The sequence below is a fragment of the Thauera sp. WH-2 genome (assembly GCF_048321015.1).
Classification (GTDB): Bacteria; Pseudomonadota; Gammaproteobacteria; order Burkholderiales; family Rhodocyclaceae; genus Thauera.
Genome location: NZ_JBLWFG010000003.1, coordinates 98,354 through 116,326, shown reverse-complemented (window position 1 = coordinate 116,326; position 17,973 = coordinate 98,354). Strand labels below are relative to the sequence as shown.

The 17,973-nt window shown below is 66.5% G+C and carries 18 protein-coding genes and 1 riboswitch; of the genes, 13 read left to right on the top strand and 5 right to left on the bottom strand.

What is annotated here, in order from left to right:
- The first annotated feature begins 2 nt into the window (after positions 1-2).
- The 3 genes from ACNKW1_RS07115 to ACNKW1_RS07105 all read left to right on the top strand — a co-directional run bounded on the left by ACNKW1_RS07115 (position 3) and on the right by ACNKW1_RS07105 (position 2,170).
- Complete coding sequence (locus ACNKW1_RS07115) at positions 3-1,238, top strand: acetyl-CoA C-acyltransferase (protein WP_418363905.1); 1,236 nt, start codon at positions 3-5, stop codon at positions 1,236-1,238.
- Between the two features lie 82 nt (positions 1,239-1,320).
- Complete coding sequence (locus ACNKW1_RS07110; RefSeq protein WP_418363904.1) at positions 1,321-1,812, top strand: thioesterase family protein; 492 nt, start codon at positions 1,321-1,323, stop codon at positions 1,810-1,812.
- A gap of 7 nt (positions 1,813-1,819) precedes the next feature.
- Entirely contained in the window at positions 1,820-2,170 is a 351-nt protein-coding gene (locus ACNKW1_RS07105) for a cupin domain-containing protein (RefSeq protein ID WP_418363903.1), read from the top strand.
- Between the two features lie 144 nt (positions 2,171-2,314).
- Here ACNKW1_RS07105 and ACNKW1_RS07100 read toward each other — a convergent pair whose 3' ends face one another.
- Genes ACNKW1_RS07100 through ACNKW1_RS07090 form a run of 3 tightly spaced genes read right to left on the bottom strand, consistent with a single transcriptional unit; the run spans position 2,315 to position 4,738 of the window.
- The gene (locus ACNKW1_RS07100) at positions 2,315-3,637 is read right to left on the bottom strand and encodes an ammonium transporter (protein WP_418363902.1); all 1,323 of its coding nucleotides are present in this window, start codon (positions 3,635-3,637) and stop codon (positions 2,315-2,317) included.
- A 14-nt stretch (positions 3,638-3,651) separates the two neighbouring features.
- Positions 3,652-3,990 (bottom strand): P-II family nitrogen regulator, encoded by a 339-nt coding sequence (glnK, locus tag ACNKW1_RS07095; protein ID WP_281050418.1) that lies wholly within the window; start codon positions 3,988-3,990, stop codon positions 3,652-3,654.
- Positions 3,991-4,018: 28 nt separating this feature from the next.
- The gene (locus ACNKW1_RS07090; protein WP_418363901.1) at positions 4,019-4,738 is read right to left on the bottom strand and encodes a TorF family putative porin; all 720 of its coding nucleotides are present in this window, start codon (positions 4,736-4,738) and stop codon (positions 4,019-4,021) included.
- A gap of 261 nt (positions 4,739-4,999) precedes the next feature.
- On the opposite strand from ACNKW1_RS07090, the gene ACNKW1_RS07085 reads away from it, so the two are divergent.
- The 3 genes from ACNKW1_RS07085 to ACNKW1_RS07075 all read left to right on the top strand — a co-directional run bounded on the left by ACNKW1_RS07085 (position 5,000) and on the right by ACNKW1_RS07075 (position 8,238).
- Positions 5,000-5,251, top strand: a complete 252-nt coding sequence (locus tag ACNKW1_RS07085; protein ID WP_418363900.1) for an accessory factor UbiK family protein — start codon at positions 5,000-5,002, stop codon at positions 5,249-5,251.
- A 174-nt stretch (positions 5,252-5,425) separates the two neighbouring features.
- Entirely contained in the window at positions 5,426-6,928 is a 1,503-nt protein-coding gene (locus ACNKW1_RS07080) for a YifB family Mg chelatase-like AAA ATPase (protein WP_418363899.1), read from the top strand.
- Positions 6,929-7,041: 113 nt separating this feature from the next.
- The gene (locus tag ACNKW1_RS07075) at positions 7,042-8,238 is read left to right on the top strand and encodes a multidrug effflux MFS transporter (protein ID WP_418363898.1); all 1,197 of its coding nucleotides are present in this window, start codon (positions 7,042-7,044) and stop codon (positions 8,236-8,238) included.
- A gap of 15 nt (positions 8,239-8,253) precedes the next feature.
- Here ACNKW1_RS07075 and ACNKW1_RS07070 read toward each other — a convergent pair whose 3' ends face one another.
- Entirely contained in the window at positions 8,254-8,646 is a 393-nt protein-coding gene (locus ACNKW1_RS07070) for a rhodanese-like domain-containing protein (protein ID WP_418363897.1), read from the bottom strand.
- A gap of 236 nt (positions 8,647-8,882) precedes the next feature.
- Between ACNKW1_RS07070 and ACNKW1_RS07065 the strand changes: the two genes are divergently transcribed.
- The 7 genes from ACNKW1_RS07065 to ACNKW1_RS07035 all read left to right on the top strand — a co-directional run bounded on the left by ACNKW1_RS07065 (position 8,883) and on the right by ACNKW1_RS07035 (position 14,929).
- A complete protein-coding gene (locus ACNKW1_RS07065; RefSeq protein WP_418363896.1) occupies positions 8,883-9,722 on the top strand; it encodes an ABC transporter ATP-binding protein in 840 nt (279 codons plus the stop codon).
- On the top strand, positions 9,722-10,426 hold the full coding sequence (locus tag ACNKW1_RS07060) for an ABC transporter ATP-binding protein (protein WP_418363895.1): 705 nt from the start codon (positions 9,722-9,724) through the stop codon (positions 10,424-10,426). The genes ACNKW1_RS07065 and ACNKW1_RS07060 overlap by 1 nt, the downstream gene beginning before the upstream one ends.
- A gap of 15 nt (positions 10,427-10,441) precedes the next feature.
- Complete coding sequence (locus tag ACNKW1_RS07055; protein ID WP_418363894.1) at positions 10,442-11,311, top strand: branched-chain amino acid ABC transporter permease; 870 nt, start codon at positions 10,442-10,444, stop codon at positions 11,309-11,311.
- Complete coding sequence (locus ACNKW1_RS07050) at positions 11,311-12,255, top strand: branched-chain amino acid ABC transporter permease (RefSeq protein WP_418363893.1); 945 nt, start codon at positions 11,311-11,313, stop codon at positions 12,253-12,255. The genes ACNKW1_RS07055 and ACNKW1_RS07050 overlap by 1 nt, the downstream gene beginning before the upstream one ends.
- 92 nt (positions 12,256-12,347) lie before the next feature.
- Complete coding sequence (locus tag ACNKW1_RS07045; RefSeq protein ID WP_418363892.1) at positions 12,348-13,553, top strand: ABC transporter substrate-binding protein; 1,206 nt, start codon at positions 12,348-12,350, stop codon at positions 13,551-13,553.
- 268 nt (positions 13,554-13,821) lie between these two features.
- Positions 13,822-14,316 (top strand): outer membrane protein assembly factor BamE domain-containing protein, encoded by a 495-nt coding sequence (gene bamE / locus ACNKW1_RS07040; protein ID WP_418363891.1) that lies wholly within the window; start codon positions 13,822-13,824, stop codon positions 14,314-14,316.
- A 13-nt stretch (positions 14,317-14,329) separates the two neighbouring features.
- Positions 14,330-14,929, top strand: coding sequence for a hypothetical protein (locus ACNKW1_RS07035; RefSeq protein ID WP_418363890.1), 600 nt, complete (start codon positions 14,330-14,332; stop codon positions 14,927-14,929).
- Positions 14,930-14,998: 69 nt separating this feature from the next.
- On the opposite strand, the gene ACNKW1_RS07030 is transcribed toward ACNKW1_RS07035, so the two are convergent.
- Positions 14,999-17,611, bottom strand: coding sequence for an EAL domain-containing protein (locus ACNKW1_RS07030; RefSeq protein ID WP_418363889.1), 2,613 nt, complete (start codon positions 17,609-17,611; stop codon positions 14,999-15,001).
- A 234-nt stretch (positions 17,612-17,845) separates the two neighbouring features.
- A riboswitch (S-adenosyl-L-homocysteine riboswitch) is annotated at positions 17,846-17,920 on the top strand.
- Positions 17,921-17,973 lie beyond the last annotated feature (53 nt).

The following is a 17,973-nucleotide window of genomic DNA, read 5'->3' as shown; positions in this document are numbered from 1 at the left end:
ACATGAAACAGCTTCAGGACGCCTACGTCGTCGCGGCTACGCGCAGCCCGATCGGCAAGTCGCACAAGGGCTTCTTCCGCAACACCCGCCCGGACGACCTGCTCGCGCAGGTGCTGCGCGCGGCGCTGGCGCAGGTGCCGGGCCTGGACCCGGCTGCAATCGAGGACGTGATCTGCGGCTGCGCCATCCCCGAGGCGCAGCAGGGTCTCAACGTGGCGCGCGTCGGCGCGGTGCTCGCTGGCCTGCCCAAGAGCGTGGGCGGCATCACGGTCAACCGCTTCTGCGCCTCGGGCCTGTCCGCCGTGCAGATGGCGGCCGACCGCATCCGCGTCGGTGAATCGGAGGTAGTGATCGCCGCTGGCGTGGAGAGCATGAGCATGGTGCCGATGATGGGCAACACGCCCAGCCTGTCGCCGAGCATCTTCGCCAACACCGAGGATATCGACGACTACGGCATCGCCTACGGCATGGGCCTCACCGCCGAGAAGGTGGCGCAACAGTGGAAGGTGTCGCGTGCGGCACAGGACGCGTTTGCGGTGGAGTCCCACCGCCGTGCACTCACCGCCCAGGCAGCGGGCCTGTTCGTGGACGAGATCACCCCGATCGGGGTGACGGAGCGCCGGCTGGATCTGGCCAGCGGCCAGGTGAACACCGCCACCCGCACCGTAAATCTGGACGAAGGCCCGCGCGCAGACACCTCGCTGGAAGGCCTCGCGAAGCTGCGTCCGGTGTTCGCCACCCCACGCCGCGCCGACCTCAGCCCCACCGGGCTGGGCACGGTCACCGCTGGCAACAGTTCGCAGACCTCGGATGGCGCCGGCGCGCTGATCCTGGCGAGCGAGGCGGCGGTCAGGCGCTTCGGGCTCACGCCGCTGGCGCGCTTCGTCGGCCATGCCGCGCGCGGTGTGCCGCCGCAGATCATGGGCATCGGCCCGATCGAGGCGATTCCCGCGGCGCTGCGGGCTGCGGGGCTGAAGCAGGACGATCTCGACTGGATCGAGCTCAACGAGGCATTCGCCGCGCAGTCCCTGGCGGTGATCAACAGCTTGGGGCTGGATCCGGCGAAGGTGAACCCGATGGGTGGCGCGATCGCGCTCGGCCACCCGCTCGGCGCCACGGGCGCCATCCGTGCAGCCACCGTCGTTCATGCACTGCGCCGCAACAGCCTGCGCTACGGCATGGTGACCATGTGTGTCGGCATGGGTCAGGGGGCGGCGGGCATCTTCGAGCGCGTCTGAGCCTGTAAGATTGCGCACTGAGCCCCGGGGCGTGCCCGCCGCGTCCCGGGGCTCGATTTTTTTTGCAAAGGAGAGGACAAGCATGCCGAAACACGCCATGGCGCCAGAGGGGCCGGTACAGTTCGAACCGGAGTTCATCGCCGGAGTACGCGAGATCTTCGAGCACAAGATCGCCTTCAACGCGCTGATGGGGTTGCAGATCGAGGAGGTCGACGGTGTGCGTGCCACCGGGCGGATCGAAATGCGCCCCGAACTGGTAGGTCATTATCTGCACAACCGCATTCACGGCGGCGTGATTTCCGCGTGCCTGGATGCCATGGGCGGGTTGGCGGTGATGACGGCGATCGGGGCGCGCCACCTCGATGAGCCGCCCCTCCAGCGTCTGCATCGCTTCTCCAAGCTCGGCACCATCGACCTGCGTATCGACTATCTGCGTCCCGGGATCGGTGACGCGTTCCGCATGGAGGCTGAGGTGCTGCGCCTGGGCTCGCGCGTCGCCTCGACGCGGATGAGCTTCCTCGGCGCGGACGGGAAGCTGCTGGCCACCGGCTCGGCGGCGTACATCGTTTCGTGAGCTGGGGATGAACGACGCAGCGTCCACCGCCGGGCGTGGCAATCTCTTCTCCGGGCTGCCGTCGCCGACCGGCAGCGAGATCTTCCAGACCCTGTTCGCATCCGCCGCCTGCCGCATTGAGCGTATCGTCTCGCAGGGCCATGCGAGTGCGCCGGGAGACTGGTACGACCAGGACGAGGAGGAGTGGGTGGCGTTGCTCAGTGGCACAGCCGTACTGATGTTTGAAGGGGGGGAGCCCGTGACGCTGAAGGCGGGCGACTGGCTCGTTATCCCCGCACATCGCCGGCACCGGGTCGCATCCACATCCGCGGATGCGGTATGGCTTGCAGTGCATGCCGCCGCGCAGGCCGATTCATGAGGCACTGAATTCATCTCCTGCGGGGTGGCCCCGCATGGAGGTGCTTCCGTGTGCGCTGCCCCGTGCGGCAGGTAGACGAAAAAACGGCGCCCCGAAGGGCGCCGCGCGAACCGGAACCAGAGGAGTATGGCTCCGGGCGGATGCTCAGTAGCGGTAGGCAGTTTCGCCGTGCGCCGTGATGTCGAGACCCTGGCGTTCCTCTTCTTCCGGCACGCGCAGGCCGACGAGCAGATCTGCGACCTTGTAGGCGACGAAGGCGACCACTGCCGACCACACGATGGTCACGATCACGCTCCAGGTCTGGATCCACACCTGCGAGGCGATGGAGAAGTCCTCGCCGCCGGTGCCGCCCAGGCCGGGTGCTGCGAACACGCCGGTCAGAATCGCGCCGACGATGCCGCCCACGCCATGTACGCCGAACACATCGAGCGCGTCGTCCGCACCCAGCATGTGCTTGAGGCCGTTTACCCCCCAGATGCAGATGAAGCCTGAGAGCGTGCCGATCACGATCGCGCCCATCGGGCCCACCGAGCCGCAGGCCGGGGTGATCGCCACCAGGCCGGCGACCGCGCCCGAGGCCGCACCCAGCATCGAGGGCTTGCCCTTGAGCAGCGCCTCTCCCAGCGACCAGGCCAGCACTGCAGCAGCCGTCGCGAGCAGGGTGTTGATGAAGGCGAGTGCGGCGCCCGCGGTGGCCTCGAGGTTGGAGCCGGCGTTGAAGCCGAACCAGCCCACCCACAGCAGCGAGGCGCCGACCATGGTCAGGGTCAGGCTGTGCGGCGCGAGTGCCTCACGACCGTAGCCGATGCGCTTGCCCACCATGTAGGCACCCACCAGGCCGGCGATACCCGCGTTGATGTGCACCACCGTGCCGCCGGCGAAGTCGAGCGCGCCATCCTCCAGCAGGTAGCCGCCCGGGCCCCACACCATATGGCAGATCGGCAGGTAGCACAGCGTGAACCAGATCACCGAAAAGATCAGCACCGCGGAAAACTTCATGCGTTCGGCGAAGGCACCCACGATCAGCGCACCGGTGATACCGGCGAAGGTGGCCTGGAAGGCGATGAAGGCGAACTCCGGCAGCTTCGCGGTCTCGGTGAAGGTATCCGCCAGCGAGTCGATCGTCACCCCGGACAGGAAGACCTTGTCGAGCGAGCCGATGAAGGGGCTCGCCTCGGTAAAGGCCAAGCTGTAGCCGTAGATCGCGAACAGCAGCGCATTGAGCGAGAACACGGTCATCACCTGCATCAGCACCGAGAGCATGTTCTTGGCGCGCACCAGGCCGCCGTAGAACAGCGCCAGGCCGGGCAGTGCCATCATCAGCACCAGCAGGGTGGCGGTCATGATCCACGCCACGTCGCCCTTGTTGACCTCGACCGCGGCGGCAGCGGCCTCCTGGGCGAACGCGCCGCCGGATAGGCCGGCGAGCAGGGTCGCGGCCGGCAGGTAGGTGAGGAGCTTGGTCATTTTGCGGGTCTCCCTTACAGCGCGTCCGTGCCGGTCTCGCCGGTGCGGATGCGGATGGCCTGTTCGAGTTCGAACACGAAGATCTTCCCGTCACCGATCTTGCCGGTGGCGGCGGATTTCTCGATGGCTTCGATCGCCTGGTCGAGGATGTCGTCGGGGATGGCGGCTTCGACCTTCACCTTGGGCAGGAAATCGACGACGTATTCGGCGCCCCGGTAGAGCTCGGTGTGCCCCTTCTGGCGACCGAAGCCCTTGACCTCGGTGACGGTGATGCCCTGCACGCCGATCGCGGAAAGCGCCTCGCGCACTTCGTCGAGCTTGAAGGGCTTGATGATGGCTGCGATGAATTTCATGGATGTCTCCGGTTCCGGATGGAAGGGCTCAGAAGCTCTTGCTGATCGACAGGATCACGCGCTCGTCGGCGAGATCCGTGTTCTTCACGTCGGTATCCACGTAATGCAGGCCGAACTCGAAGCCACCGTATTCCTTGCTGAGACCGAGCTTCCAGTCGGTGTAGTTGTCCTGGCCGCGAATGTCGCTGTAGCCGACATGTGCGCCGAGGGTGACGCCATAGCCGATGTCGAACGACGCGCCGAGATCGAAGTACTGGCTGCCGTCGGAATCGGAATAGCCGAACAGGTCGCTGAACGCATACGAATACTTGAAGGAGAGGAACTCCCACGACAGTCCGACGTAGCCTTCGAGCGTATGCGGCTTCTCGCTGCTGGCGCGATAGGCTGCGCCGTAGCTGCCCGGGTAGTAGTACTGCAGCAGGCCCACGTCGTAGCCGATCGGGCCGGCTTCGCCCGCGTACCCGGCGTACAGGTTGGTCTCGAGGCTGTTGCTGACATCGGTGGACGCATCGGACAGCCAGGAGACATTCGACGCCCAGAACCCGGCATAGAAGCCGCTCGCGTGTGCATAGTCGAACCCTCCCTGCAGTGCCGGGCGCTCGTCGGTCTGGCTGAAACCGCGAAAGGCGTAATCGGACACCAGGCTGAGGTTGGCGCTGAACGGGCTCTCCTCGGCCTGGGCGCCACCCGCGAACGGGAGGGCAGCGAGGAGGGTGGCAAGCGTTGCAACGGCACGGGTCTTTTTCATGATCTGCTCCTTGGGAGAGGTGTCGGAAGGTCTGACGAGCCATCCTAAGCAGACGGCGTGCCAGGTCTCTGAAAGCCCTATAAATAAAGGGGTTCAGAGATCCTTCAGGGGTGTGATGCTGCGGTGCGCCATGAATTCGGGCACAGAATCGGCGCGTGATGCACCGTTGCGGTGCATCACGCGCTCGCCTGGGGCGATTCCGGTGCGAGCGCGTGCGCATGCTAGACTTCCGGCCGTTTTCCAACCTCTCTGCAGGCGATCATGAGCACTCCCCGCTTCCTCGACGAAATCGGCGCAAAGCTTTCGGAAATCGCGGCGAACAGCCCGGTGCGCGACATCGAAAAAAATGCCAAGGCCATGCTCGGAAGCGCCTTCGGCAAGCTCGACCTCGTCACCCGCGAGGAATTCGAGGTGCAGCGCGAAGTGCTCGCGCATGCACGGCAGAAGCTTGCCGAGCTCGAGGCGCGTGTCGTGGAACTCGAGGCCCGGCTTGGCCAAGGTGGCAAGTCCTGAAGCCTGCGCAGCCCTGGCGCGGGTGGTGCGCCGCGCAGAGCCGCCCGACCCCGTGGCCCTGAATGCCCCGGTCGCAGTGCATTCAGGCAGCGACATTCATTTGTCCTGAAGATTCTCTTTTGTCATGCGTGGTATCTCCGCTAGACTGGCGCCCCACCCGGTCTGGAGATATCCATGTCGCTTGCGCTCGTGCGCACCCGCGCGCTGGAAGGGCTTGCCGCGCCCGAGGTCACGGTCGAGGTCCACCTCGCGAACGGCCTGCCGGCATTCAGTCTCGTGGGCTTGCCGGACACCGAGGTCCGTGAGGCTCGCGATCGCGTTCGGGCGGCGATCCAGTCCTCCCACTTCGAGTTTCCCCAGCGAAGGATCACGGTCAACCTCGCGCCTGCAGACCTGCCCAAGGAAGGGGGGCGCTTCGACCTTGCGATCGCGGTCGGCATCCTCGTGGCCTCGGGCCAGGTCGCCGCGGGCCGGATCGAAGCATTCGAGTTCTGCGGTGAGTTGTCCCTGACCGGCGAGCTGCGGCCGGTGCGTGGCGTGTTGGCCGCGGCACTGGCTGCGGCCCGCGCCGGGCGCGGTCTGCTGCTGCACGCGGCCAATGCGCCCGAGGCCGTGCTGGCACGGGGGCTGGAGGTGCTGCCCGCAGCGGATCTGCTTGCGGTGTGTGCGCACCTCAACGGACACGCTGCGCTGCAGCCTTGGCAGGCGGACGTTCTGCCCGAGCGTGTGGACGACGGCGCCCCGGATCTGGCCGAGGTCCGCGGCCAGTTGCAGGCTCGCCGCGCGCTCGAGGTGGCGGCGGCGGGCGGGCATTCGCTGCTGTTGTTCGGGCCACCGGGCACCGGGAAGTCCATGCTCGCGCAACGCCTTCCGGGCGTCCTTCCCCCCATGAGCGAGGAGGAGGCGATGGAGGCGGCGGCAGTCGCCTCGATCGAGGGTGAGTTCGATGTCCGTCGTTGGGGGCAGCGCCCCTTCCGTGCGCCGCATCACTCGAGCTCGGCGGCGGCCCTGGTCGGTGGCGGTGCGATGCCACGACCGGGCGAGATCTCGCTGGCGCACAGGGGCGTGTTGTTTCTCGACGAACTCCCGGAGTTCGACCGGCGTGTACTCGAATCCTTGCGTGAGCCGTTGGAGACGGGCTCGATCACGGTGTCCCGGGCGCGCAGGCGGGCCGAATTTCCGGCGCGCTTCCAGCTCGTCGCGGCGATGAACCCGTGCCCCTGCGGTCACCATGGCGACCCGCTGCACGCCTGCCGATGCTCGCCCGAGCAGATCGCCCGCTATCGCGCGCGGCTCTCCGGCCCGCTGCTCGACCGCATCGATCTGATCGTGGAGGTGCCTGCGGTCGAGCCCGAGGCGATCGTGCGCAGCCCGCAGGGCGAGCGCTCCAGCGTGGTTCGCGAACGGGTGCGCACGGCGCGGGCGGTGCAACTCGCGCGCCAAGGCTGCGCGAACGCCCTGCTCCGTGCGGGCGAGGTGCTGGAGCACTGCCAGCCCGATGCAGGCGGCGAGACCCTGTTGCGCCAAGCCATGCAGCGCCTGAAACTGTCAGCGAGAGCGTATCATCGCGTGCTTCGCGTGGCGCGCACGCTGGCCGACCTGGCCGGCACCGAGCGCCCAGGCACTACGCAGATCGCCGAGGCGATCCAGTATCGGCGGAGCCTAGAGAGTCGTTGAGGCGCGTGCTGAACCGGCTGCCGGGCCGGAACACAGCGCTTTGCAACGGCGCCCGGTCATGCGCCGGTGCGCTTGCCCTTCCTGGGCGCGTGGCGACCGCCCACAAGGCAGAGATGAAACAGAATCCGTCCCTAGATCGCCTCGCGTTCATGCTGGCGATGCTATCCGCCATCGGTCCGTTTGCGATCGATGCCTACCTGCCCGCATTCCCGCAGATTGCTGCAGGGTTGGGGGCGACCCAGCTCGAGGTGCAGCAGACGCTCACCGTGTATATGGCTGCGTTGGCCTTGATGGTGCTCTGGCACGGTGCGCTTGCGGACCGCTTCGGCCGGCGCACCGTGCTGCTGGTCCTGACCCTGGTGTTCTCCGCGGCTTCGCTGATCTGTGCGCTGGCGCCGAGCATCGAGTGGCTGTGGCTGGGCCGGGCGCTGCAGGGCGTCAGCGGTGGCGCAGGCGTGGTCGTGGGCCGGGCCGTGGTGCGCGACCTGCACGAGGGGCCGCAGGCGCAGCGCCTGATGTCGCGGGTGATGCTCATCTTTGCGCTGGCGCCTGCGCTGGCGCCGATGGTGGGTGCCGGTCTGCTCGCTCTCGCGGGGTGGCGCTCGATCTTCGTGTTCCTGGCGGTCCTGGGTGCCCTGCTGAGCTGGATGGTGTGGCGCTTCCTGCCTGAGACGCTGGATGCAGGGGCGCGTCAGCCCCTGCATCCCATGCATCTGCTGCGAGGTTATGCCGCGATCTTCGCGCATCCTGCCTTCATGTTGCTGGCGGCGGGGATTGCGCTGAACTTCAACGGTTTCTTCGTGTATGTGCTGTCCGCGCCGGTGTTCATCATCGAGCATCTCGGGCTCGGTAGCGGCGGCTTCATCTGGCTGTTCGGCCCTGCGGTGGCCGGGATGATGATCGGCTCGCTGCTCTCCGAGCGTGTCGCAGGCCGGTGGTCACAGGTCCGGACCGTGGCGACCGGCTTCGGGCTGATGTTCGTCGCGGTTGCGCTTAACCTGGCAGTTTCCGCGATGCTGCCCGCGGGCGTGCCGCAATCGGTGCTGCCGATCGGCCTGTTCGCCTGCGGCATGTCGATCGCCATGCCGGCGATGAGCCTGCTGGCCCTGGACCTGTTCCCGGCTCGCCGTGGCATGGCTTCGAGCTGCCAGAGCTTCATGCAGATCGGCCTGAACGCAGTGACGGCGGGGATGACCGCGCCCTTGCTATGGTCGAGCACCCTGAGTCTTGCCGGTGGAATGGCCGTGTTCGCCGCCTGCGGACTGCTCACCTGGGTCGTCTGGAGACGCCTGCCGGCGGCCCTGCGCTGATCGTGGCGGACCTGCTCAGCACTGCTCCCAGGGCAGGCCGTCGTGGCGCCAGCCATTGACCGAGTTGCGATGGTGCTGGGTGTCGAGTTCGCCCTCGAAGCCATACAGGACGTTGTAAACGATGGAGAAGCCGGACTCGAGCAGCGCCTTGCCAGCGACCTCCGAGCGGTTTCCGGAACGGCAGATCAGCACCAGCGGCCGGTGTCCGCCATTGCCCGCGAGCTTCTTCACTTCGCCGATGAAGTTCGGGTTCACCTCCCAGTCCGGGCCATCGTTCCACGATACGTGGATGGCACCGACCGGATGGCCCACGAACAGGTATTCGATCTCGCTACGGACATCGATCAGCAGGGCGTCGGGATTCGACTGGAGCAGTTCGAACGCCTCGGTCGGGGTGATGTGCTTCATGCGCTGTCTCCTTCTTGTTTGGCGCGGAATTATATTCGGATTAGCCGATGCCTTCCGCTCCCTGCCCTTGCCGCCGTGTAGTGGTTGGCCCTGATGTCTGTGCGCCAGCGATTCGACTAATCTTGCGCGACATTTTTCCAATCAACATCCCGCTGTCCAGTTCGCCGCCGGGGCCGGACGGTGCGATGCGGCGCCGGCGCATGCCGGCCATGTCCGGTGCAAGGAAACCCGACGCTATGCTTGAAGTGGATGGGCTGGTCAAAGCCTTCGGCGGCTTTCGTGCGGTCGACGGCTGTTCCCTGAGGGTCAGGAAAGGCGAGATTCTCGGCCTGATCGGCCCGAATGGTGCTGGCAAGACGACGCTGTTCAACCTGGTCGCCGGCGCCTTGCAGCCGAGCGGCGGCGCGATCCGCTTCCTCGGTGAGGACATCACCGCCTTGTCGACCGATGCGCGCTTTCACAAGGGGCTGGTGCGCACCTTTCAGATCCCGCACGAATTTCACAACCTCACCGCGCGGGAGAACCTCATGATGGTGCCGCCGCAGCAGCCAGGCGAGAACCTGTTCGCGAACTGGTTTTCGGCTGGCAAGGTGCGTGCGGCGGAAGAGGCGGTGCGCAGGAAGGCTGACGAGACCCTCGCCTTTCTGGAGCTGGAGCACGTCGCCGACGAGCGTGCCGGCAATCTTTCGGGGGGGCAGAAGAAGCTGCTCGAGCTTGGTCGAACCATGATGACCGATGCAAAGCTGGTGTTGCTCGACGAGCCCGCAGCCGGCGTCAACCGTACGCTGCTGCGCAAGCTCGAGGAAAAGATCCTCATCCTCAACCGCGAGCGCGGCTATACCTTCATCCTGATCGAGCACGACATGGAGATGATCGAGAAGTTGTGCCATCCGGTGGTGTGCATGGCCGAGGGCAAGGTGCTGATCGAGGGCGACTTCCTGCGTGTGCGCTCGGACGCCCGGGTGCTCGAGGCCTACCTTGGCGAAACGCCGACCGCGATCGAGCGCGAGGCCGCCGAGCACGATCCCCAGGTCGAGGCGCTGCGTGAGCAGGAACTGCACAGGGAGGATCTGTGATGGCGCTGCTCGACATGAAGGAAGTGCGTGGCGGCTACGGCGACGCCGACATCCTGCACGGGGTGTCGATGACAGTGGGCGCGCGCGAGATCGTGGTGATCGTCGGCCCTAACGGCGCCGGCAAATCCACCGCGATGAAGTCCGTGTTCGGGCTGCTCGCCATCCGTGGCGGCAGCATCGTGTTCGACGGCGAGGACATCACCGGCTGGGCGCCCGACCGCATCGTGCAGCGCGGCATCTGCTACGTACCGCAGGTGGACAACGTGTTCCGCGAGATGACGGTGCACGAGAACTTCGAGATGGGCGCCTTCCTGCGCCGTGGCGATCTCTCTGCGGCCTACGACCGCGTGTATGGGCTTTTCCCCGACCTGAAGGCCAAGCGACGCAATCTCGCCGGCGATCTCTCCGGAGGCCAGCGCCAGATGGTGGCGATGGGCCGCGCGCTGATGCTCGATCCCAAACTCCTCCTCCTCGACGAGCCGACCGCAGGCCTGTCGCCCAAATACATGGAACAGATCTTCCAGATCACCCGCGACGTGCGCGACGCCGGTGTTTCCATCCTGCTCGTCGAGCAGCACGCCAAGCAGGCGCTCGCCTTCTGCGACCGCGGCTATGTGCTCGCCACTGGCGCCAATCGCCACGAGGGCACGGGCCAGGCCCTGCTCGCCGATCGCGAGGTGGCCGAAATGTTCCTCGGCGGCTAAGGGAGCCCGGCACACATGAGTTTCATGGATTTCCTCAACTTCCATCTCGTGCCCGGTGTCGTGCTCGGCTCGATCTACGCGGTGGGTGCGATCGGCATCACGCTGGTGTTCGGCATCCTGCGCTTCGCCCACTTCGCCCATGGCGACATGGCCACGCTCGGTGCCTTCGTCGCGCTTGCGCTCGTCACCGCCGGGATGACGCCGTGGTCCGCGCTGCCGATCGCGATGGCGGTCGTCGCGGTGGTCGCGATCGTGATCGACAAGCTGTTCTACGACTACCTCAAGGCGCGGCCCAAGATCATGACCGTGATGGCCTCGCTCGGTGTCGCGCTGATGCTGCGCGCGGTGGTGCAGGTCGTCTTCGGCGTCGATCCGCGCACCTACGCCAGCGGCATCGTTCGTCCGGACGACTACTTCGGCATCCTGTTGCGCGACCGCGAGCTGTACACGCTCGCCGCGGTGGTGCTGATCGTCGTGGGGCTCACGCTGTTCCTGCGTCATTCGCGCTGGGGCAAGGCGATGCGCGCGATGTCGGACAACCCCGATCTGGCAAGGCTTTCGGGCGTCGATAACCGCAAGGTCACGATGCTGACCTGGGCGATCGTCGGCGCCTTGTGTGCGGCCTCGGGCTTCATGCTGGGGATCAACAACGAACTGCAGTCGATGATGGGCTGGCAGGTGCTGCTGCCGATGTTTGCTGCCGCCATCCTCGGCGGGGTCGGACGGGTCGAGGGTGCGGTGCTCGGCGGCCTGATCGTGGGTGTCGCCGAGGAGATGTCGATCTTCATTCTGCCGGCGCAGTACAAGGCGGCCACTGCCTTTGCCCTGCTGCTGCTGATCCTGCTCGTCCGCCCGCGTGGCCTGCTCAACGGGAAGGTACTCTGATGGATCTGCTCGGACTCGCCAACTACGCGGTCTTCATGGCCATCCTGATCGGCATCTATGCGCTGCTCGCGCTCGGGCTGAACATCCAGTGGGGCTTCACCGGCCTTTTCAACGCCGGCATCGCAGGCTTCTTCGCGATCGGTGCCTACACCTCGGCCATCCTCACCAGCCTGCCTGCGAGCGGACGACTGGGCGGCTACGAGCTGCCGCTGCTGGTCGGCTGGGCGGCGTCCATGGCGGCCGCGGCAGCGATCGCGTGGCCGATCGGCAAGGTCTGCCTGCGCTTCCGCTCCGACTACCTCGCCATCGCAACCATCGGCATCGCGGAGATCATCCGCCTGGTGATCCGCACCGAAGGCTGGCTCACCGGCGGCGTGCGTGGCGTGACCGGCATCCCGCGCCCTTTCGGCGACCTCGACTACATGCCGTCGCAGGTCGCCTACCTCGCGATCGTGGCCACCCTGGTGCTGATTGCCTACCTGCTCGTGGAGCGTCAGGTGAAGGCGCCGTGGGGACGCATGATGCGTGCGATCCGCGACAACGAACTCGCCGCCGCGGCGATGGGCAAGCAGGTCGAGGCGCGCCGGCTGCAGGCCTTCGTATTCGGCTCCGCGCTGATGGGGTTGGCGGGTGCACTGTTCGTGCACTTCAACCGCTCGGTCACGCCCGAGGCGATCGATCCGATGATTGCGACCTTCCTGATCTGGATCATGCTGATCCTCGGTGGCTCGGGCAACAACCGCGGCGCGATCCTCGGCGCAGCGGTGATCTGGATCATCTGGTCGGTGTCCGAACTGCTCACCGATCGTCTGCCCACCGAGATCGCGGTGCAGGCCAAGTACGCGCGCGTGTTCATCATCGGCCTTACGCTGCAGCTGGTGCTGCGCTTCCGCCCGGAGGGCATCCTGCCCGAGCGCCGGGTGGGTTCGCCGCCGCATCGCTGAGGGCTCGTAGCGCGGACACGGGAGAATCCGGCAAGGGCCCGCAGGGCCCGACTCAACCATCAGGTGCTTCGGCACATTCAGGAGGTGACAAGGTGAAGAAGAAGACAATCGCAGGTGTGGTGGGTGCGGTGCTGGGCGCCGCGGTCGTTGCGGCTCCGGCCCATGCGCAGGACGTCAAGATCGGCCTGATGGCGGCGATCTCCGGGCCGATCGCGGCGCTTGCGCCGCCGATGGCAGCCGCTTCGAAGCTGGCGGTGGCGCATGTCAACGAACAGGGCGGCATCCTCAAGGGCGGCAAGCTCGAAGCCGTGCTCGGCGACAGTGCCTGCAACCCGCAGAACGCGACCGATGCAGCCACCAAGGCGGTCAACATCGACCGTGTGGTCGCCATCGTCGGCCCGGCCTGCTCCGGTGCGGTGCTCGCTACGGCCAACTCGGTCGCCATCCCGGCCGGCGTGCTGATGATCACGCCCTCGGGGACCTCTCCCGAGATCACCAAGCTCGCTGACAAGGATCTCGTCTATCGCACCCTCCCGTCCGACGACTACCAGGGCCGGGCGCTGGCGCGCACGCTCAAGGCGCGCGGCATCGACAAGGTCGCGGTCGCCTACCTGAACAACGACTACGGCAAGGGCCTGGCCGAGTCCTTCAAGGCGGAGTACGAAGCCAATGGCGGCACCATCGCCGGCTACTCGGGGCATGAGGAGGGTAAGGCCTCGTACCGTTCCGAGCTGGCCGCGCTCTCCCGCGGCGGCGCCGATACGCTGATCATCTTCGACTACGGTGACGGCACCGGCCTGACGATCCTGCGCCAGGCGCTGGAGAACAACTTCTTCAAGACCTTCGTCGGCGCCGACGGCATGAAGTCCGAAGGCCTGGTGAAGGCGATCGGTGCGCAGAACCTCGAGGGTTACTTCGTCTCCGCCCCGGTGGGTGAGGCCTCGGCATCGCTGGACAATTTCAATGCCGCGTTCAAGGCGGCTGGCGAGAACACCGATGCGGTGTTCGCCACCACCTCATACGACGCAGCCTTCCTTGTCGCACTGGCGATCGAGAAGGCGGGCGGGGACAAGGCGAAGCTGTCGGAGTCGCTGCGCGCAGTGGCGAGTGCGCCGGGTGAGCCGATCATGGCGGGGGAGTGGGCCAAGGCCAAGCAGCTGATCGCTGAAGGCAAGGACATCGACTACAAGGGTGCCGGGGGCGACCACGAGTTCGATGCAGCCGGTGACGTGCCGGGCAGCTATGCCTTCTTCAAGGTCAGCGGCAGCGGCTACGAGGCGATCGGCGACATGCAGTGATGGAGAGTGTGCGTGGCCGGCCGCGTGCCGGCCTGCCGCTGTAACTCGAAGGGCCGGACAGGACGCTTCCTGTCCGGCCCTTCTTGCTTTGATGATGCGCCGCCGCCGCGTGCCTCGGCGCATTGCAAACGCTCACGCTTCGGGCATTGCAAATCCGGCGGCCATGGCGGATCCTCGGGGCATGCCGCGCGCGCCGCGGATCGGCCCTGTCGCCGCAGTCCGGTGGTTGTATTGCGCGCTCATGGTGCGGTGCTCGGGAGGGACGGACATGAAACGCTTCATTGCCTGGCTTTGTGGCCTGCTGTCGGCGATCGGCATCACCGCCTGCGACTACATCAACATGCGCGAACTGCAGCCCGGGGTGTCGACCGCTGCCGAGGTGCGCGAACGCTTTGGTCCGCCGCACATGGAGTGGCGCAACGAGGATGGATCCCTGACCTGGGAGTTCAGCCGTCAGCCCGAGGGGATCGAATGCTTCATGATCACCATCGGCTCGGACCAGATCCTGCGCAGCATCGACCAGGTACTGAACGAGCAGACCTTTGCCAGGGTCGAAAAGGGCATGGATCCCGATCAGGTCCGGCGACTGCTCGGCAAACCTGCGTCCAGCCAGTTCTTCGCCGTCAAGCAGGAAACCGTTTGGGACTGGAAGTACTCGCACGGATTCGCCGGCACCAACGAGCCCGAATATTTCACCGTGTCGTTCAACGTCGATGGCCGCGTGACGGGGACCGGGCGATACACCCTTCACCGCGGCCGTTGATACGGAGGCGGTCATGACGTATCCGATTTCGCATCGCTGGCGGCTTTTGGCGGCTGCGCTACTGGTGCTCGCAGCCTTGCAGCTTCAGGGTTGTGCCAGCTTCGAGCCGCCACGGCCCTTCGCCACCGAAGCCGAGGCCCTGGCTGCGCGGGGGGAGCCGACCCGGCGCTGGAGCAACGATGACGGCACCACGACGCTGGAGTATTCCACCCAGCCGAATGGCCGCAGTTGCCTGATGGTACACGTCGATCAGGGCGGCATCGTATTGCGCCAGTGGGACGCGCTGGCGCCGGATAACCTGGCGCGTGTGGAGCGTGGAATGGACAAGGAGCAAGTCTCCCGCCTGCTCGGCGCCCACCGTTCGGAGCAGCGCTTCAGAAACTCGGGCGAAGAGGTCTGGGACTGGAATGTGCGCAATGACGGCCCGGGCGTCGCAACCTTGTTCAACGTTCACTTCATCGATGACAAGGTGGTCCGTACCAGCCAGACCTACGTCTATCCGCGCGAGGGCCCGGGATGGGGCGCTTGGGGAGCCTATCCTCCCTACCCCTGGGGCTGGGGGCCGGGTTTCTGGGGCTATCCGCGCCCCTTCGCGCACCCTTGGTTCTGGTAGGGCCACCCCGCTTTCCCCGTGTCCGGATTGCGTTCGGTGCGGAGGCGGCAGCGTGGGGACTGCGGCGCGTCAGCCCGGTGCGTCCAGCAGCCGTTGCTGGAAAGCCTCGGCGGGCTCCGGGCGGCCGAAGAAGTAGCCCTGGAATCGGTCGCACCCGGCGTCGGCAAGGAACGCGAACTGCGCGGGCTGCTCGACGCCTTCGGCGATCACGATCAGATCCAGGGTCCGGCCGAGCGCGATGACGGTACGTGCGATCGCCGCATCGTTGGGGTCCGTCATGACGTCGCGCACGAAGGACTGATCGATCTTCAGATTCGTCAGCGGCAGGCGTTTGAGGTAGGTCAGAGAAGAATAGCCCGTTCCAAAGTCGTCGAGCGCGAAGCCGACCCCGAGCGCCTTCAGCGCCTCCATGCGCGTGATCGCCGATTCCACGTCTTCGAGCAGCAGGCTCTCGGTCAGCTCGAGCTTGAGGCGTCCGCGCGGGATGTTCGCGTGGCGTACGACGCTGGACACCATGTCGGCGAAGCCCTCGTGGCGGAACTGGCGGGCGCTGACGTTGACCGCGATCTCGATCGGCGGCAGACGTGGATCGCTCGCCCATGCGGCCAGTTGCGCGCATGCGGTTTCCAGCACCCAGGCGCCGAGCGCGATGATGAGGCCGCTTTCTTCCGCGATGGGGATGAACTCTGCAGGCGAGATGGGGCCGCGCTGGGGATGCGTCCAGCGTAGCAGCGCCTCGGCGCCGACGATCCGGCCGGAAGCGTCGACCTGGGGCTGGTAGTGCAGCGCGAGGCTCCCGCCCGGCAGTGCTGCCCGTAGCTCGGTTTCGAGCTGGGTACGCTCGGAGAGCGCCTGCTCCATCTCTGGGCCGAAGAAGTGCATGCAATTCCGGCCAGTCGCCTTGCTCCGATACATGGCCATGTCGGCATGCTTGAGCAGTGCATCGGCGCTGTCGGGGGCGCTACCGAACAGGGTTACGCCGATGCTGGCGGAGATCCGCGTCTCGAAATGGCCCGAGCGGTACGCGTGCTCCACGGCGAGCAGGATCTTGTGGCCGATGGCCTCGGCTTGCGCCCGTGCTTCCTCGGGGTCCGTGCCCAGGTCCTCGAGCACCACGACGAACTCATCCCCGCCCAGGCGTGCCACGGTGTCGCACTTGCGTGTGCTGCGGGCGAGGCGCTCCGCGATCTCGCGCAGCAGTTCGTCGCCGTGGTCGTGGCCCAGGGTGTCGTTCAGGGTCTTGAAGTTGTCGAGGTCGAGCAGCAATAGCGCGCAGTGCGTGCCCCGACGTTGGCTGCTCGAGATGGCGTGATTCACCCGGTCCATCATCAGGCGCCGGTTGGGCAGATGGGTCAGCGGGTCGTAGTAGGCGAGCGCGTGGATGCGCTGCTCCGCTGTGCGCAGCTCCTCAACCTGGGCTTGCAGACGGATCGACTGCTGGTCGAGTGAAGCCTGGTTGTTGGCGAGCCGGGCACGCATGTCGCCAAGTACGCGATCGAGTTGTGCGATCTCTTCGATGTGCGTGGATAGCGGGGGTGTCGGCGAAAAGTCCAGTTTGCCGATACGCTTGCCGGTGGCGGCGAGTGCTTCGAGCGGTGCGGCGATGCGGCGCGACACGCGCTGCGCCACGGCCGCAGCAAGGATCATCAGCACGGTAAGGGCGAGTGCCGTGCCGAGCAGCACGCGTGACCAGGGCGCAGCGAACTCGGCGGCGGGCGCCAGGGTGAGCACCCACAGGCGCTGTTCTCCAAGACGATGCTCGTGCATGGCGGCGAGCCATGACTCGCCGCCACTGTCAATGCGCCGCTCCGAGTACGCGGTGCGTCCGGCTTGCCGCCACGCGACCAGCGCCTTGTTCACGCTGTCTAGACCGAGTGCACTCGCCGGCAGGAGCAGGCTGCCGAGCCATTCGTCCGAGGAAACGCCCTCGGGGCGCCGGGGCAGGCCGAGCACCCGCTCGTCGCTGGTGAGGATCAGGGCCAGCCCGCTCTGTCCGACGCGCGCCTGCTGCGTGGAGATCGACAGGTCGCGCAGCATGATGTCCAGGCCGAGGATCGCCTGCGTCCCGTCGCCAAGCTGGAAGCGCCGCGAGGTGGTCACCCCCGGGTCTCCCGTGGTGAAGAAAGTGTAGGGGGTTGTCCAGTGCGCCGCGCCGTCCGCGTTCGATTTTGCGCCGAGGTACCAGGGACGGGTGCGGGCATCGTAGTCGAAGCGCTCCAGCGCCTCGCTGCGCTCGCCTTCCGGCGTCTCTTCGATGATCAGGTGCATGTCGCCCCAGTTCGCCCGATTCGTGACCCGGCTGCGCCAGCTGCCATCCGGCAGGCGGATCAGCATCCAGCCCCTGCCGTCTTCGGTGCCGAGCACGACCGAGCTGAGGTTCGGAACATGGGTCAGCAACGCCTTGAAGCGACGCTCGATCTTGAGCGGGTCGTCGAGTTCGGGCGGCAGATCCGCGATCCAGCTCGTCGACGGTGCGAGCAGGGCGGCAGGGAACGAAACCGTCTGCTGCAGGGCATTGCGCACGCCATCGGCCACCCGGGTGAATTCCTTGGAGGCGAGAGTGTCGTGCAGGGGCTGCAGGCCGAAGATCGCGAACCCGAGCGCAAGCGCTACCACCGCGCTGCCGACGAGCATCATCAGGCGGGTGAAGAGGACGCTGCGAAGTGTGGTGCGTTGCTGCATCTCGAGGGTGGGTGTTCCGGGTGCGGTCGTGGCGCTCTATGCTGCCAGTTGAGCGTCGCGTGGTGTGTGACATTCGTCATTGCGGACGGCAGAACGAACAGTGCGGATCCGCGCTGACAGCGTGCCCGTGCGGTGATGGCGCTCGTCCGGACGAGGCCTGGGGCGTCTCCGTGTGGCGAGATTTCCTCGCCATTCTGCCTTGGCAGCGTTTTGCGCAGGGACTAGAATCCAGGGCTTGCCGAGGAGCGCTGCGACCCACCGAACCTGTGCGGGCCAGGCTCGGCAACCGATCAACGGCGCTCACAAACCTTCAGCCGGTTTGTGGCGCCGTTCGCTTTTGTGCGTGGCGTTGCCCGGCGACC

Excerpts from the sequence above, each read along its gene's own strand:
- ACNKW1_RS07105 (WP_418363903.1), top strand. The coding sequence starts at position 1,820 with ATGAACGACGCAGCGTCCACCGCCGGGCGTGGCAATCTCTTCTCCGGG.
- glnK (WP_281050418.1), bottom strand. The coding sequence starts at position 3,990 with ATGAAATTCATCGCAGCCATCATCAAGCCCTTCAAGCTCGACGAAGTG.
- ACNKW1_RS07050 (WP_418363893.1), top strand. The coding sequence starts at position 11,311 with ATGGATCTGCTCGGACTCGCCAACTACGCGGTCTTCATGGCCATCCTG.
- ACNKW1_RS07065 (WP_418363896.1), top strand. The coding sequence starts at position 8,883 with ATGCTTGAAGTGGATGGGCTGGTCAAAGCCTTCGGCGGCTTTCGTGCG.
- ACNKW1_RS07030 (WP_418363889.1), bottom strand. The coding sequence starts at position 17,611 with ATGCAGCAACGCACCACACTTCGCAGCGTCCTCTTCACCCGCCTGATG.
- ACNKW1_RS07110 (WP_418363904.1), top strand. The coding sequence starts at position 1,321 with ATGCCGAAACACGCCATGGCGCCAGAGGGGCCGGTACAGTTCGAACCG.
- bamE (WP_418363891.1), top strand. The coding sequence starts at position 13,822 with ATGAAACGCTTCATTGCCTGGCTTTGTGGCCTGCTGTCGGCGATCGGC.
- ACNKW1_RS07115 (WP_418363905.1), top strand. The coding sequence starts at position 3 with ATGAAACAGCTTCAGGACGCCTACGTCGTCGCGGCTACGCGCAGCCCG.
- ACNKW1_RS07035 (WP_418363890.1), top strand. The coding sequence starts at position 14,330 with ATGACGTATCCGATTTCGCATCGCTGGCGGCTTTTGGCGGCTGCGCTA.
- ACNKW1_RS07060 (WP_418363895.1), top strand. The coding sequence starts at position 9,722 with ATGGCGCTGCTCGACATGAAGGAAGTGCGTGGCGGCTACGGCGACGCC.
- ACNKW1_RS07080 (WP_418363899.1), top strand. The coding sequence starts at position 5,426 with ATGTCGCTTGCGCTCGTGCGCACCCGCGCGCTGGAAGGGCTTGCCGCG.
- ACNKW1_RS07100 (WP_418363902.1), bottom strand. The coding sequence starts at position 3,637 with ATGACCAAGCTCCTCACCTACCTGCCGGCCGCGACCCTGCTCGCCGGC.
- ACNKW1_RS07055 (WP_418363894.1), top strand. The coding sequence starts at position 10,442 with ATGAGTTTCATGGATTTCCTCAACTTCCATCTCGTGCCCGGTGTCGTG.
- ACNKW1_RS07075 (WP_418363898.1), top strand. The coding sequence starts at position 7,042 with ATGAAACAGAATCCGTCCCTAGATCGCCTCGCGTTCATGCTGGCGATG.
- ACNKW1_RS07070 (WP_418363897.1), bottom strand. The coding sequence starts at position 8,646 with ATGAAGCACATCACCCCGACCGAGGCGTTCGAACTGCTCCAGTCGAAT.
- ACNKW1_RS07090 (WP_418363901.1), bottom strand. The coding sequence starts at position 4,738 with ATGAAAAAGACCCGTGCCGTTGCAACGCTTGCCACCCTCCTCGCTGCC.
- ACNKW1_RS07085 (WP_418363900.1), top strand. The coding sequence starts at position 5,000 with ATGAGCACTCCCCGCTTCCTCGACGAAATCGGCGCAAAGCTTTCGGAA.